Origin of the sequence: Ottowia sp. (genome assembly GCF_047975795.1) — a bacterium.
In the GTDB taxonomy this organism is placed as follows: Bacteria; Pseudomonadota; Gammaproteobacteria; order Burkholderiales; family Burkholderiaceae_C; genus Ottowia.
Map to the genome: position 1 here is coordinate 43,749 of NZ_JBKEEE010000036.1, position 13,966 is coordinate 57,714.

Sequence of the window (13,966 nt, forward strand, 5' to 3'; positions counted from 1 at the left end):
TATATTGTAATTATCAGCTATATAAATAATAGTAAAATAAAACGATTCTGCACCCGAGCAGGTGCCGCAAAAAGACCTGTATCTTATGAATGCAGACAAGCTGTACGGCGCAGCGGTTTTAGGTGATTTCGCGCGTGTGCAGCAATTGCTGGCGCAAGATGCAGCGCTGGTCAATCAAACCGATGAATACGGCTTTACCCCCTTGCATGGCGTGGTGGGTGAGCACCACTTCGACATGGCTGCGCTGTTGATCGACAAGGGGGCGCATGTGGATGCGCGCAACGACGAAGGCATCTCGCCCTTGCATCTGGCGGCGTACCCGGAGATGGTGGATATTCTGATGGCGCATGGCGCAGTCATCGAAGCCCGAGACGTGCGGGGCAACACCCCGCTGCACCTGGCCGCCGAGAGCGCTGAGGGCATCCATGTGGTGGAGCGGTTGCTGATACAGGGCGCTGACATCAACGCCCGCAACCACGAGGGGCTGACCGCGCTGGGCATCGCCATGGTGCGGCAAGACGACGAATTGGCCGCTTTGCTTAAAAACCATGGCGGGCGCGGCAGCCAAGCAGTACCAGCCACAGACACAGGGCAGGCCGCAGAACGGGCCGTGGTTGATGACCCTCTTTCAGACAAACCAGCGCAGAAGCTGCGGTGGTTTGAATACGTGTGGGCGGGCTGGCCCCTGCTTTTGTTCACGGTGGGAGGCGCGCTGGGCGGGTTGTGCGGCGGCGCGGCCATGGGTCTGAACGTCAAGATATTTCTTTCCGCCAAAAGCACCCCGCAGAAATACGGTTTGACGCTGCTGGTGTCCTTGGTCGCAGTGCTTTTTTACGTGGTGACCATCACGGCGCTGGTGTACTTTTTCCCTTCTTTGGCGCGCAGGTAGCCCATGCGCTGTCGGTGCGCGTGTATGGCACCGAAAAGTCCGCTGGCGGCACGGACTGTTTTGCGCGCAAGGTGCCTCGCCAAGGGAGTGATGGCCAGCACCAATGCGACAAGGCCCACGATGGGCAACAGCACAAAGCCGATAAGCACGAAGATAAGCAGCAGGCTGACCAGCAGGGCAAGGGTGACGGTGATCTGGAAGTTCAGTGCTTCTTTGCCCTGATCGTCCACAAACGGCATCTCATTTTTCTTGAGTTGCCACACGATCAGCGGCCCGAGCAGGTTGCCGAAGGGAATGATGAATCCGGCCAGGGCGGACAAGTGCGCAAACATACCCCATTGGTGCTCTTGAACGGATGATGCCTTGTCGGCCGATGGGCTGGACGGCTGCGTGGCGGGCGGTTGGGACGGGGTATCCATGTCGTTCATGTTTATAAGTTCCGGGTGGTCGAGTGTTTTCAGTGGCTCAAAGAAGGCTTGTCTGCTGAATGGAGGCCAGCACACGGGCAGTAGTTTACTGGTGCTCGCCGTCGGCCGGGTGGCTGCCACAGTCCAGCGGGCAACCTGGCCGTCCCGTGCACAATCGGCCCCATGCTGACTTATCCGCAGATTGATCCGGTGGCGATTCGCCTGGGGCCGCTGGCCGTGCACTGGTATGGGCTGACTTACCTGGTGGCCTTTGCGCTGTTTTTCTTTTTGGCCACGCGACGCCTGCGCCACCGGCCGTTTGCCAGTATCCAGCAGCCCGCGCCGTGGACGCGGCAAGACATTGAGGACTTGTTGTTCTGGGGCGTGCTGGGCGTGATTGCGGGCGGACGACTGGGCTATGTGCTGTTTTACAAGCCCGTGTATTACCTGTCTCATCCGCTGGAGGTTTTCGCCATCTGGCAGGGCGGCATGAGTTTTCATGGCGGCATGCTGGGCGTGATTGTGGCGATGGCGCTGTGGGCGCACAAGCGTGGCCGCCCGTGGTTGCAGGTGACGGATTTGGTTGCGCCTTGCGTGCCGCTGGGCTTGGCTTCGGGTCGGGTGGGCAACTTCATCAACGGCGAGTTGTGGGGCCGTGTGGCCGATGCCAGCTTGCCCTGGGCGATGGTGTTTCCGCACGGCGGGCCGCTGCCGCGACACCCGTCGCAGGTGTACCAGTTTTTGTTGGAAGGGGTGTTGCTGTTCGTGTTGCTGTGGCTGTACGCACGCCAGCCGCGCCAGACGGGGCAGGTGAGCGGGGCTTTTTTGGTGGGCTACGGCGTACTCCGCTTTGTGGCTGAATATTTCCGTGAGCCGGATGCCTTTTTGGGCCTGCAAGCGCTGGGCTTGTCGCGCGGGCAATGGTTGTGTGTGCCGATGGTGCTGGCGGGTGTGGCGATGTGGGGATGGGCGAGCCGTCGCAACGCGGCTGCATCGCCCACGGGTTGAGCCGTATTTTGTTATCTTGCGCGGTACGGATAAGGAGATTTGGCTATGAATGATGTAGCAAAAAAACCTGAAACCAGCACCGAAAGCCTGAGCCTGCGCACCATGAGCGAGCGTTTGGGTGACATGCTCTCGCGCGTGCAGGAAGCTTGGCATGGACGCGAGCTGCGCCGCACGCTGGACGAGTTGAAGGCCATCAATGACCCACATTTGAGCGATGTGGAAGGTGGCCGTCTGGCCGCTGGCGTGGCTGCCTGGTATGCCCAGGCCAGCGCTGAATCGCGCCGCAATACCTGGCTGCTGATGAGCGAGCAGTTCGCCCCCGACGTGAGTGCGCTGGAGCAAGCCCGTGCCGACTACGAAGCCGCGCTGCGCACGCCCGAAGAAGCGCGCGCTGAAGTGGCCTTGCGCCGCGCCATCGTCACGCCGCGCACGCGCTTGCTGCAACGCTTTGCGGCGTACCCCGAGGGCATGGCGTTTTTGGTGAATTTGCGTGCCGAAATTCTGCCTGAGCTGAAAAATGACCCGCGCCTGGCCGCGCTGGATGCTGAGTTGGAGCAGTTGTTCTCGACCTGGCTGGACGTGGGCTTTCTGGATTTGCGGCGCATCAATTGGGATTCGCCTGCGCGGCTGGTCGAAAAGTTGATCGAGTACGAGGCAGTACACGACATCACCAGTTGGGCCGACGTGAAAAATCGGCTCGACGATGACCGTCGCTGCTACGGTTTTTTTCACCCCCGCCTGCCCGGCGAGCCGCTGATTTTTGTCGAAGTAGCCCTGTTGCGCGAGCTGGCCGCCGCCATCCCACCGCTGCTGGACGAGCAAGGTGATGCGGCGGATCTGCCCAAAGCCAGCACGGCTATTTTTTACTCCATCAGCAACACGCAAAAAGGGCTGAAGGGCGTGAGCTTTGGCGATTCGCTCATCAAGCGGGTGGTGGCCGAGCTTAAGCGTGAATTTCCGCAACTTAAAACCTTTGCCACGCTCTCGCCCATACCCGGTTTGCGTCACTGGCTCAAAGGGCAGGCCGAAGATCTGATTGTGTCCATGCCCGACAAACAACGCCGCGTGCTGGAGCGCGAACTGGACAGCGAGCCTTTGAGTGTCGAGCAGATATTGACACGCCTGGACGATGCTGATGCGCTGAGGGCATTGCCTGAAAAATCAGCCCTGCGCGCCTGGCTGCTGCGCGCAGGTGCGCGCTATCTGGGGCATGCCACTGACCGGCGCGGGCGGCCGCTGGATGCGGTGGCACGCTTTCACTTGGGCAACGGCGCGCGCGTGGAGCGCATCAACTGGCTGGGCGATCCTTCGGCCAAGGGGCTGAAGCAGTCGTATGGGCTGATGGTCAACTACCTGTACGACCTGGGCAAACTCGACAAACACCGCACGTTGCTGGCCAGCGGGGAAATCCCGGTTTCGGGTGCAGTCCAAAGCCTGCAAGATTAGCGTCCGCGCTGTCGAGGGCTGGTTGCAGCCCTTTTCGGTGGCCCTTTTTTACCTGCACCTTGTTACCCGTTCTACAACCACCGACCATGGCCGATTCGCAAGGACACATCCGCTTCAACCCCAGCGACGGCCCAGGCGGGACGGTGGCCCGCGTGACTTTGAGCAACCCCGGCAAGCTCAACGTCATGACGCGCGCCATGTGGCGCGAGCTGCGCCAGGTGTTTGACGCCGTGGCGCACAACAGCCGCTTGCGTTGCGTGGTGGTCACGGGCGAGGGCGACAGCTTTTGCGCCGGCGGCGACATCAGCGAATACCCGTCGTTCCGGTTTGAGCCAGACAGTCTGCGCGACTTTCATGAGCAAGACGTGTGGGGCGGCCTGTCGGCCATGCTGGCGTGCGAGGTGCCGTTGATCGCCGCTATCGACGGCCATTGCATGGGTGGTGGGCTGGAGATTGTCAGTTGCTGCGACATCCGCGTGGCCGCTGAGCACACCCAGTTTGGCGCGCCCATCGCGCGGCTGGGTTTTCCCATGGCTCCGCGTGAGTTGCAATTGCTGCTGCGCACGGCAGGCGAAGCGACGGTGCGCGAGATGCTGCTGCAAGCGGCCGTGTTGAACGCCGATGAGATGAAGGCGCGGGGCTTTTTGTCGCGCGTGGTGCCGCGCGCCGAATTGCTGGCCGACATCAGCGCACGCACCGACCGCATGGCCCAACTGGCACCCCAGGCCGCACGCATGACCAAGCGCATGCTGCGCCAGATGCTGGATGGCTGCCGGGATGATGAGGCCGCTAAATTTTCAGAGCAAAATCATGCTTCAATGCAGTTAAATCAAGCGAACAGTGCTATTGAATCAGTAGTTGAATCGGCTTACGACTATGCCAGCAGTGTTGAACACCGCGAAGGTGTCCAGGCATTTTTGGGAAAGCGCCCCCCTGACTTTTCGTCCACCTTCAAGGGATGACCAGCATGCCTACCAACCACAACCTGTTTGCCGCACTGCGGGCGGCGTTCCCGTCTGATCTGGACAGCGTGGCCGTCGAGACCGATCACGGCCTGGTTTATAGCTGGCGCGACCTGGACCGCGCCAGCGCCATGATCGCCAACCTGCTGGCGTCGCTGGACATTGCCAAAGACCCGGACGGTATGCCGCCGCGGGTGGCGGTGCAGGTTGATAAATCGGTCGAGGCCATGCTGCTGTACCTAGGTGCGCTGCGGGCAGGCTTCGTGTTTTTGCCGCTGAATACGGCGTACCAGAGTGCGGAGATCGAATACTTCATCGGCAACGCCCAACCTGCGGTGGTGGTGTGCACGGGCCAACATTTTCCGTGGGTGAGCCAACTGGCTTTCAAGGCGGGCACGTGCCACGTGTTCACGCTGAACGATGACCGCACCGGCAGCTTGCTGGAGCGCGCTGCGCATTGCAGCGATCAGCAAACACCTGCACAGCGCCAGCCGGATGCGTTGGCCGCCATTTTGTACACCAGCGGCACCACGGGGCGCAGCAAAGGGGCGATGCTGTCGCACGGCAACCTGCTGTCGAACGCGGTGATGCTGAAAGACTATTGGGGCTGGAGAACGCCACAGCAAGGTGGTGACGTGCTGATCCACGCGCTGCCCATTTTTCACGTGCATGGCTTGTTCGTGGCCATTCACGGCGCGCTGCTCAATGGCAGCAAGATGCTGTGGCATGGCAAGTTTGATCCGAAGGCGGTGATTGCCGACATGCCACGTGCCACGGTGTTCATGGGGGTGCCCACGCTGTATGTGCGCATGCTGGGCGAGGCGGCGCTTACGCGGGCGCAAGCAGCGCACATGCGGCTGTTCATCAGCGGCTCGGCTCCGCTGCTGATCGAGACCTTTAACGACTGGCAAACACGCACTGGCCATACCATTTTGGAGCGTTACGGCATGAGCGAGACCATCATGCTGACCAGCAATCCGTATCAGGCTGACGCGCGTTATGCGGGGCAGGCCAAGCGGCGCGGTGGCACGGTGGGCTTTCCGTTGCCGGGCGTGGGCCTGCGAGTGCAAGGCGAGGACGGGCAAACGCTGGGTGCAGGCGAGATTGGCGGCATTCAGGTCAAAGGGCCGAACGTGTTCGCAGGCTATTGGCAAATGCCGGAAAAGACGGCCGAAGAGTTCACCGCCGACGGCTTTTTCAAGACCGGCGACGTGGGCCAGCAAGATGCCAGCGGTTACGTGACCATCGTCGGGCGCAGCAAAGACTTGATCATCAGTGGTGGCTACAACGTCTATCCGGCTGAGATTGAAGGCACTTTGAACGACATGCCCGGCGTGGCTGAAAGCGCCATCGTGGGCGTGCCACACCCTGATTTTGGGGAGGTCGGTGTGGCCGTGGTGATCGCCAAACCCGGTGTGGTGCTGGATGCCGAGGCGCTGCTGGCAGCGCTGAAGGCCCAACTGGCCAACTTCAAAATTCCTAAGCGCTGCTTTTTGGCCGCCGAATTGCCGCGCAATACCATGGGCAAGGTGCAGAAAAATCTGCTGCGTCAAAAGTACCAAGACCTGTTTGCCTCGTCCTGATACGCAAGACAACATGCGAGGAAATTGCAAACCGGTACCGCAATTCGCACGGGGCGGCTAAACTTGGCCCATGACCAGTTGCATCATGCAGCGACGGTTTTTTGCTTGAATTAGAAAGGAGGTCACCACGTGTCCTTGAGAGCCATTCTTTTGCTGTTGGTGGGCGGAGCCATCGCGGCCTTCGTGGGCGTCAACTGGGCCGAGATGACGCGCCTGACCACTTTGTCGCTGGTGTTTACTGAGGTGCAGGCACCCCTGGGGCTGATTTTGGTGGGCATGATGGCTTTTCTGTCGGTGCTGTTTGTCGGCTTGGTGGCCTACCAGCAAGGCGTGGTGCTGGCCGAAACCCGCCGCCACGCCAAAGAGCTGACGGCACAGCGCGAGCTGGCCGACAAGGCCGAGGCGTCGCGCTTTACCGAGCTGCGTGCGCATCTGGATCAGGAAGTGGCCAAGCTGAACGAGTCGGTCAACAGCAGTTCGCGCGAGACCCTGGCGCGCGTGGATCGCGCCGAGATGGGCTTGCGCGACCGGCCGGTGGATGCCGACGTGGCACGCCTGGTGCAGGCCGTGGAAAGCCACAACCGGGATCTGCATTCCCGCGTGGATCGTCTGGAAATGGGCTTGCGCGAAGGCTTGGCCAGCTATGTGCCGCCAGCGCTGACGTCAGTGCGCCACGTTAGTCTGCCGCCCGATGTGGCCCCTACCGACGATGACGGCCAGGATCCGATCGGCAACGCGGTACCGCGCTGAAGTCAGAGGGGCTGCCGGTTGATCGGTACGCCTCAATAACGCGGCGCAGGCTAAAGGTTTTAGCGCAGCACCAGCACCGGAATTTCAGAATGCGTGAGCACCTGCTGGGTTTCGCTGCCCAGCAGCAGGCGCTTGACGCCTTTGCGGCCGTGCGAGGCCATGACGATCAAGTCCGCTTTGTGTTTTTTGGCCGCAGCAATCAGTGCTTCAGACACCACATCTGATTTGGCGATGATGGCCTTGACTTTGACGCCCTTGGCTTCGCCTGCGGTTTTCACGGCATCCACCACCTCGTGTCCCAACGCGGCCCAGCGGTCTTCGACGCGGGCGGCTTCGTCAGCGCTCAAGGTTTCGGCCCCTTCCAGATAGCTTTGGGGATAGCGGGGCACCACTTTCAGCGCAATCAGCTCTGCGCCTAAGCTGGCGGCCAGCGCGATGGCGTTGTTGACGGCCTTGTTGGACAGTTTGGAGCCATCGGTGGCGACAAGAATACGTTGGTACATATGGGGGTTCTCCTCAAAACACTGATCAGTATCCGCAAGGCGGCGCAAGCTGCCGGATACCTTGTTAGGGTAACGCCAAGGTCGATTTATGGCTTGACACCTGTCAATTCCAGTTCAGCCAAAACCGCTACAGTCACCGTATATGCAAACGTCTGGCATTCTCGCTGCAACGCCTCCTTCCGCAGCGAAGGCGATGCCGGTGCATGGAGCCACAGGGGCTGCCATGGTGCCGAGTTTTGCGCTGCTGGATGAACGCGACGAGTGGATGGAATTCAGCAGACCGTTGGATGGCGCACCGACGGATCAGGCGCAGCGCTGGGAATCCACGGTGGTATTTGGCGGCATGCACTGCGCGGCGTGCGCGGTGACCATCGAAGAAGCCTTGCGCACCACGCCCGGCGTGCTGGAGGCCGATGTCAACGCTGCCAGCCATCGGGGGCGCGTGGTGTGGGACGAGGCGGTGGTCAAGCCGTCCGGCTGGATGCAGGCGGCGCAGGGCGTGGGCTATGCGCCATTGCCCGCCAACAATGCACTGGCCAGCAGCCAGCGGCAGGCCGAAACGCGCAAGATGGCCTGGCGTCTGGGTGTGGCCGGTCTGTGCATGATGCAGGTGATGATGTACGCCACGCCGTCGTATTTCACCGCGCCTGGCGAGATTGAAGACAACATCATCCATCTGCTGCGTTGGGCGCAGTGGGTGCTGTCGGTTCCGGTGATTTTGTTTTCGTGCCAGCCCTTTTTTGGCAACGCCTTGCGGGACTTGCGCTTGCGCCGCGTCAGCATGGATTTGCCGGTGGCGCTGGGGATGGCGATTGCCTTTGTGGTCAGCTCGCTGGGTACCTTTGAGCCGGAAGGGGTATTTGGGCATGAGGTGTACTTTGACTCGCTGACCATGTTCGTTTTCTTCCTGCTGGCAGGCCGTTGGCTGGAGCTGCGTTTGCGTGATCGCACCGCCGGTGCGCTGGAAGCCTTGATGCACCGCCTGCCCGACAGCGTTGAGCGGCGCACGTCTGATGGGCGCTGGGAACGTGTGGCGGCGCGCCGTGTGCGTGTGGGCGACGTGGTGCGTGTGCGCCCGGGTGAGTCGTTCCCTGCGGACGGGACGCTGGTGTCAGGGGGCACCTCGGTGGATGAGGCATTGCTGACCGGTGAGTCAACGCCTTTGGCTCGGGGTGTGGGCGCGCAGGTCATTGCAGGCAGTCATAACCTGACGTCGACGGTGGAAGTACAGGTCAACCAGGTGGGCAGCCAAACCCGTTATGCGCAGATTGTGGCGCTGATGGCACAAGCTGCGACCAGTCGCCCGCAGATGGCGCAACTGGCAGACCGACTGGCCAAGCCGTTTTTGCTTCTGGTGCTGCTGGCTGCGGGGCTGGCGTGTGCCTGGTGGTGGCACACTGATCCCGAGCGTGCGCTGATGATCGCGGTGGCGATTTTGGTGGTCACATGTCCATGCGCACTTTCTCTGGCCACGCCAGCAGCCATGCTCGCCAGCGCGGGCACTTTGGCAAGACAAGGAGTGTTAGTGCGCCGTTTACAGGCGCTGGAAACCTTGGCCAGCGTGGATGAAGTGATTTTTGACAAAACCGGCACGCTGACGCGCGATGCATTTGTGCTCAAGCAGGTGGTGTGGCGCGAAGACATGACGCGCGACGATGTACTGGGTTTGGCGGCTGCCGTGGCGGGCGCGAGTTTGCACCCGGTATCGCGCGCTGTGGTGCATGCTGCGGCAGAACAAGGGCTGCCTGTCGAGCAGATGGCCGTGCAGCATGCAGAGGAAGTGGCCGGGCAAGGCGTGGCTGCGCAAGTCATTGACGTGGCGGGTAAGCAGCTGGCGTTGCGCTTGGGGTCAGCCGCATTCTGCGGCGTAACGGTGCCTGTGCAAGACGGGCTGGGCACGCATTTGAGTGATGCGCGGGGTTGGCTGGCCAGCTTTTACCTGCATGAAGAAGTCAGAGGCGATGCGCGTGCGACGATCAATGCCTTTGAGCGAGCGAAGGTGCATGTTCGTCTTTTGTCCGGTGACGGGCCTGAGGCGGTGGCCCGTGTTGGGCAGCAATTGGGGGTCAAGCAGGCGCTGGGGGGGTGCTCGCCCAGCGATAAGCTGTCTGTCATTCATGACGTGCAACGTGCGGGTGGGCAAGTGGCCATGGTGGGCGATGGGCTGAACGATGGCCCCGTGTTGGCAGGAGCCAACGTGTCCTTTGCCTTTGGGCGCGCGGTGCCTTTGACGCAGGCACAGGCGGATGTGGTGGTCTTGAGCGAGAATTTGAGCGCTATAGTTACCACTTACCGAAAAGCAGGTAAAACCATGCAAGTGGTGCGCCAAAATTTACTTTGGGCAGGCATCTATAACGCCGTAGGCGTCCCATTGGCTGTGATGGGATGGATGCCTGCGTGGGCCGCTGGCTTGGGCATGGCAGGCAGCTCTTTGGTGGTGGTGCTCAACGCACTGCGGCTGTCGAAAGACGATACGCTTAGCACTTAGATTGGCGATGGATATTCTTTATTTGCTCATCCCCTTGTCAGTGGTGCTGGTGTTCATCATTCTGGGTGCGCTGTGGTGGGCGATTGACCGTGGCCAATTTGACGATTTGGACCGCGAAGGGGAGCGCATTCTGAGAAATGATTGATAAACATCAATCATGACCATACTGGGTTTCTGGATACTATGAAAGCTTACTTTAGGAAGAGGTGGAAATGACGTTCGCCAACACTCAATCCACGGTATACAACGACAAGGTCGTCAGACAGTTCGCCATCATGACGGTGGTCTGGGGCGTTGTCGGTATGCTGGTGGGGGTCATCATTGCGGCACAACTGGCATGGCCTGAACTTAATTTTGGTATTCCGTGGCTCAGTTATGGCCGCTTGCGGCCACTGCACACCAACGCGGTGATTTTTGCGTTTGGTGGTTCGGCCCTGTTTGCAACGGCTTATTACGTGGTGCAGCGCACCTGCCAGGTGCGGTTGTTCGGCGACAAGCTGGCGGCGTTTACGTTCTGGGGCTGGCAGTTGGTGATTGTGGCGGCGGCTATTTCGCTGCCGTTGGGTTACACCACCAGCAAGGAATATGCCGAGCTGGAGTGGCCTATCGACGTTCTGATCACGCTGGTGTGGGTGTCTTTCGCGATCGTATTTTTTGGTACGGTGGGCACACGCAAGGTCAAACACATCTACGTGGCCAACTGGTTTTATGGCGGTTTCATTTTGGCCGTGGCTTTGCTGCATGTGGTCAACAGTGCAGCATTGCCAGTGGGGCCGATGAAGTCCTATTCAGCTTACGCGGGTGTGCAAGATGCCATGGTGCAGTGGTGGTATGGCCATAACGCGGTGGGCTTTTTCTTGACGGCGGGTTTCCTGGGCATGATGTATTACTTCATCCCCAAGCAGGCCGAGCGTCCGGTGTACAGCTATCGCCTGTCCATCGTTCACTTCTGGGCGCTGATCTTCACTTACATGTGGGCCGGCCCGCACCATTTGCATTACACGGCGTTACCGGACTGGGCGCAGTCGGTGGGTATGGTGTTCTCGCTGATTTTGCTGGCTCCCAGTTGGGGCGGCATGATCAACGGCATCATGACGCTGTCGGGTGCCTGGCACAAGCTGCGTGACGATCCCATCCTGCGCTTTTTGATCGTGTCGCTGTCGTTCTACGGCATGTCCACCTTTGAAGGGCCGATGATGTCCATCAAGACGGTCAATGCACTGTCGCACTACACCGACTGGACGGTCGGCCACGTGCACTCGGGTGCGCTGGGCTGGGTGGGTTTGATCACCATGGGATCCATGTATTACCTGATCCCGCGCCTGTTTGGTCGCAAGCAGATGTTCAGTACTCGCGCGATTGAGGTGCACTTCTGGGTGGCCACCATCGGTATCGTGGTGTACATCGCTGCGATGTGGATTGCTGGGGTGATGCAGGGGCTGATGTGGCGTGCCGTTAACGCCGATGGCACCTTGACCTATACCTTCGTTGAATCGGTAAAGGCCACTTATCCGTTCTACGTGCTGCGCCTTCTGGGTGGTTTGCTGTATCTCAGTGGCATGGTCATCATGCTGTGGAACACGGTGAAAACTGCCACGGCTGGACGCGTTGTGCCGGTGCAGATTCCTGGTGTGGCCGCAGCGCACGCCTGATGTGAGGAGGTAAAAATCATCATGGCTCAAGAACATATTTCAGGGCACGCCAGGGTCGAGACCAGCAACTTTCTGATGATTGTGCTGATTTTGCTGGTGGTCGCGGTGGGCGGATTGGTTGAAATCGTGCCGCTGTTTTTCCAGAAATCGACCACCCAGCCGGTGGAAGGTCTTAAGCCTTACACCGCCTTACAGGTGGTGGGGCGCGACGTGTATGTCCGGGAAGGCTGCTACAACTGCCATTCGCAAATGATTCGGCCGTTTCGTGCCGAGGCGCTGCGCTATGGCCCTTACTCGGTGGCAGGCGAATTTGTGTACGACCGTCCGTTCCAGTGGGGCAGCAAGCGCACCGGCCCTGATTTGGCGCGCGTGGGTGGCCGCTATAGCGATGATTGGCATCGTGCGCACCTGAATAATCCACGCGATGTGGTGCCTGAATCCAATATGCCAGCCTATCCCTGGCTGGAGCGCAATGCAGCGAATGCCAGCACCGTGCAGGCGCACATGCGTGGCCTGCGCACCTTGGGGGCACCTTATACCGACGAAGAAATTGCGCAAGCACCCGAGGAAGTCAAAGGCAAGACGGAGCTCGACGCGGTGATTTCCTATTTGCAGGTGCTGGGTGTCCACCGCAAATAAACAAGGAGATGAATGTCATGGACATCAATATGCTGCGCAGCATTGTGACGGTGGTGGCATTCATCGTCTTTGTTGGCATTGTGATCTGGGCTTGGTCCCGAAAAAACCAGTCGCGCTTTGAGGAAGCAGCGCGACTGCCGTTTGAACAAGATTGAAGATTGGTCGAATCCAGTACCTCTGTAGTCAGGTAAGGAACGAAAATGAGCGACTTTACAAGTAACTTCTGGTCGGTGTACATCGCTGGCATTACCTTGGTGGGCATCGTGGGATGCTTGGTGTTGCTGTGGATCAGCGGTCAAACCAAGGCTATGACCGATTCGGACAACACCACGGGTCACGTTTGGGATGGCGATTTGCGTGAAATGAATAATCCACTGCCTCGTTGGTGGGTGGGTTTATTTATTATTACGTGTGTGTTTGGATTTGCTTATTTGTATTTATATCCAGGGCTGGGGTCTTATGGCGGCTCGCTCAAATGGACACAAGTTGAGCAGTTGAATAAAGAGATTGAGCGAGGTAATGCGCAAGTCGCCCCGATCTACGCCGCATTCGCTGATAAAGGTGTTGAAGACTTGTCCAAAGATACGCAGGCGATGGCCATTGGGGATCGTCTGTTCTTGAACAATTGCGCCCAGTGCCACGGCTCTGATGCGCGCGGAGGGCCGGGCTTTCCTAACCTGACGGACAAGCAATGGAGCTGGGGCGGAACGCCGGAGGCCATTCAGACATCGATCACCAGTGGCCGCACGGGCATCATGACGCCGATGGCGGCGGCGGTTGGCTCAGCCGATGATGTGCGCAATCTGGCCAACTACGTACTGAGCTTGTCCAATTCGCCCAACGATTCGGTTCGCGCCAATCTGGGTAAGGCCAAGTTTGTGGCGTGTGCGGCTTGCCACGGCCAGGATGCCAAGGGCAATCCTGCGTTGGGCGCGCCCAATCTGACGACGGGCATTTTTACGCATGGCCCTGGGGTGGAGTCGCATATCGTGAACATGATCAACAACGGTAAAACCGGCGTGATGCCTGCTTGGGAAAGCAAGTTCTCGCCCGAGCAGTTGAAGGTGTTGACGGCCTATGTTTGGGGCAAAGGCGGTGGCGTGGTGGATCCATCGACTGCTGGTTCGGCTGCAACTTCAGACGCTGTTGGATCATCTGATGCCGCCTCAGTAGCTGTCGATGGCAGCGCCGTTAAGTTCTATTTTGCGACAGGCAAGGCCGATGTGGCTGCCGATGCGGATCAAGCGTTGGCTGACATTCTGGCTGGTGCGCAAGCGGGTAAAAAAGTGCTGGTCAGCGGTTATGTCGACAGCAGTGGCAGTGCAGCCCAGAATGAAGAGCTGGCCAAGCAGCGTGCTGCTGCCGTGCGGGAAAAACTCCAGGCGCTGGGTGTGCCCGAAAGCCAAATTGAGTTGCGTAAACCTGAAGGCATTGATGCCGGCTCTGGCGCACAAGCGCGCCGGGTTGAAGTGTCTTTGGGCTGAAATACACGCACGGCTTATTCCATCCGCATTTTCATAATAGGCTTGCATGATGGGCAAGCCACGCTGTCGGCCGAATTGCGGCCGACAGTCATTTAGGGCCTTGCATTTTCAACAAGATCATGCACCCAAGATGGATGAGTGTTTGGGCGAAGAGA

14 protein-coding genes and 1 pseudogene are annotated in these 13,966 nt (G+C 59.5%); 13 read left to right on the forward strand and 2 right to left on the reverse strand.

Annotated elements, in window-relative coordinates; translation table 11 throughout:
- Window positions 1–85 precede the first annotated feature (85 nt).
- Window positions 86–889, forward strand: a complete 804-nt coding sequence (locus tag ACK5NW_RS05155) for an ankyrin repeat domain-containing protein (RefSeq protein ID WP_416925737.1) — start codon at window positions 86–88, stop codon at window positions 887–889.
- On the opposite strand, the gene ACK5NW_RS05160 is transcribed toward ACK5NW_RS05155, so the two are convergent.
- Window positions 832–1,221, reverse strand: coding sequence for a DUF4870 domain-containing protein (locus ACK5NW_RS05160; RefSeq protein WP_416925739.1), 390 nt, complete (start codon window positions 1,219–1,221; stop codon window positions 832–834). The two genes, ACK5NW_RS05155 and ACK5NW_RS05160, sit on opposite strands and share 58 nt — an antisense overlap.
- Before the next feature lie 258 nt (window positions 1,222–1,479).
- Between ACK5NW_RS05160 and lgt the strand changes: the two genes are divergently transcribed.
- The 5 genes from lgt (at window position 1,480) to ACK5NW_RS05185 (ending at window position 7,045) form a co-directional block, all read left to right on the forward strand.
- A complete protein-coding gene (lgt, locus tag ACK5NW_RS05165) occupies window positions 1,480–2,304 on the forward strand; it encodes a prolipoprotein diacylglyceryl transferase (RefSeq protein ID WP_416925741.1) in 825 nt (274 codons plus the stop codon).
- 45 nt (window positions 2,305–2,349) lie between these two features.
- Window positions 2,350–3,750, forward strand: a complete 1,401-nt coding sequence (locus ACK5NW_RS05170) for a malonyl-CoA decarboxylase (RefSeq protein ID WP_416925743.1) — start codon at window positions 2,350–2,352, stop codon at window positions 3,748–3,750.
- 86 nt (window positions 3,751–3,836) lie between these two features.
- On the forward strand, window positions 3,837–4,712 hold the full coding sequence (locus ACK5NW_RS05175) for an enoyl-CoA hydratase/isomerase family protein (RefSeq protein ID WP_416925745.1): 876 nt from the start codon (window positions 3,837–3,839) through the stop codon (window positions 4,710–4,712).
- Window positions 4,713–4,717: 5 nt separating this feature from the next.
- Entirely contained in the window at window positions 4,718–6,295 is a 1,578-nt protein-coding gene (locus ACK5NW_RS05180; protein ID WP_416925747.1) for a malonate--CoA ligase, read from the forward strand.
- Window positions 6,296–6,424: 129 nt separating this feature from the next.
- A complete protein-coding gene (locus ACK5NW_RS05185; protein WP_416925749.1) occupies window positions 6,425–7,045 on the forward strand; it encodes a LapA family protein in 621 nt (206 codons plus the stop codon).
- A 59-nt stretch (window positions 7,046–7,104) separates the two neighbouring features.
- On the opposite strand, the gene ACK5NW_RS05190 is transcribed toward ACK5NW_RS05185, so the two are convergent.
- Window positions 7,105–7,548, reverse strand: coding sequence for a universal stress protein (locus ACK5NW_RS05190; RefSeq protein WP_416925751.1), 444 nt, complete (start codon window positions 7,546–7,548; stop codon window positions 7,105–7,107).
- A gap of 223 nt (window positions 7,549–7,771) precedes the next feature.
- Here ACK5NW_RS05190 and ACK5NW_RS05195 point away from each other — a divergent pair, with 223 nt between their 5' ends.
- The 7 genes and pseudogenes from ACK5NW_RS05195 to ACK5NW_RS05225 all read left to right on the forward strand — a co-directional run bounded on the left by ACK5NW_RS05195 (window position 7,772) and on the right by ACK5NW_RS05225 (window position 13,811).
- Window positions 7,772–10,036, forward strand: coding sequence for a heavy metal translocating P-type ATPase (locus ACK5NW_RS05195; RefSeq protein ID WP_416925753.1), 2,265 nt, complete (start codon window positions 7,772–7,774; stop codon window positions 10,034–10,036).
- Between the two features lie 7 nt (window positions 10,037–10,043).
- Window positions 10,044–10,181, forward strand: a complete 138-nt coding sequence (ccoS, locus tag ACK5NW_RS05200) for a cbb3-type cytochrome oxidase assembly protein CcoS (RefSeq protein ID WP_416925755.1) — start codon at window positions 10,044–10,046, stop codon at window positions 10,179–10,181.
- Window positions 10,182–10,248: 67 nt separating this feature from the next.
- Complete coding sequence (ccoN, locus tag ACK5NW_RS05205) at window positions 10,249–11,688, forward strand: cytochrome-c oxidase, cbb3-type subunit I (RefSeq protein WP_416925757.1); 1,440 nt, start codon at window positions 10,249–10,251, stop codon at window positions 11,686–11,688.
- Window positions 11,689–11,709: 21 nt separating this feature from the next.
- The gene (gene ccoO / locus ACK5NW_RS05210) at window positions 11,710–12,327 is read left to right on the forward strand and encodes a cytochrome-c oxidase, cbb3-type subunit II (RefSeq protein WP_416925759.1); all 618 of its coding nucleotides are present in this window, start codon (window positions 11,710–11,712) and stop codon (window positions 12,325–12,327) included.
- Window positions 12,328–12,344: 17 nt separating this feature from the next.
- Complete coding sequence (locus tag ACK5NW_RS05215; protein ID WP_416925761.1) at window positions 12,345–12,482, forward strand: cbb3-type cytochrome oxidase subunit 3; 138 nt, start codon at window positions 12,345–12,347, stop codon at window positions 12,480–12,482.
- 45 nt (window positions 12,483–12,527) lie between these two features.
- Window positions 12,528–13,415 (forward strand): annotated as a pseudogene (ccoP, locus tag ACK5NW_RS05220) (cytochrome-c oxidase, cbb3-type subunit III); the annotation flags it as partial.
- A gap of 15 nt (window positions 13,416–13,430) precedes the next feature.
- Window positions 13,431–13,811, forward strand: coding sequence for an OmpA family protein (locus ACK5NW_RS05225; RefSeq protein ID WP_416925971.1), 381 nt, complete (start codon window positions 13,431–13,433; stop codon window positions 13,809–13,811).
- Window positions 13,812–13,966 lie beyond the last annotated feature (155 nt).

Bases quoted from the DNA above. Each gene is read 5' to 3' on its own strand.
- ACK5NW_RS05190 (WP_416925751.1), bottom strand. From the start codon at position 7,548: ATGTACCAACGTATTCTTGTCGCCACCGATGGCTCCAAACTGTCCAAC.
- ACK5NW_RS05180 (WP_416925747.1), top strand. From the start codon at position 4,718: ATGCCTACCAACCACAACCTGTTTGCCGCACTGCGGGCGGCGTTCCCG.
- ACK5NW_RS05175 (WP_416925745.1), top strand. From the start codon at position 3,837: ATGGCCGATTCGCAAGGACACATCCGCTTCAACCCCAGCGACGGCCCA.
- ACK5NW_RS05195 (WP_416925753.1), top strand. From the start codon at position 7,772: ATGGTGCCGAGTTTTGCGCTGCTGGATGAACGCGACGAGTGGATGGAA.
- lgt (WP_416925741.1), top strand. From the start codon at position 1,480: ATGCTGACTTATCCGCAGATTGATCCGGTGGCGATTCGCCTGGGGCCG.
- ACK5NW_RS05215 (WP_416925761.1), top strand. From the start codon at position 12,345: ATGGACATCAATATGCTGCGCAGCATTGTGACGGTGGTGGCATTCATC.
- ccoS (WP_416925755.1), top strand. From the start codon at position 10,044: ATGGATATTCTTTATTTGCTCATCCCCTTGTCAGTGGTGCTGGTGTTC.
- ccoN (WP_416925757.1), top strand. From the start codon at position 10,249: ATGACGTTCGCCAACACTCAATCCACGGTATACAACGACAAGGTCGTC.
- ccoO (WP_416925759.1), top strand. From the start codon at position 11,710: ATGGCTCAAGAACATATTTCAGGGCACGCCAGGGTCGAGACCAGCAAC.
- ACK5NW_RS05160 (WP_416925739.1), bottom strand. From the start codon at position 1,221: ATGTTTGCGCACTTGTCCGCCCTGGCCGGATTCATCATTCCCTTCGGC.
- ACK5NW_RS05170 (WP_416925743.1), top strand. From the start codon at position 2,350: ATGAATGATGTAGCAAAAAAACCTGAAACCAGCACCGAAAGCCTGAGC.
- ACK5NW_RS05155 (WP_416925737.1), top strand. From the start codon at position 86: ATGAATGCAGACAAGCTGTACGGCGCAGCGGTTTTAGGTGATTTCGCG.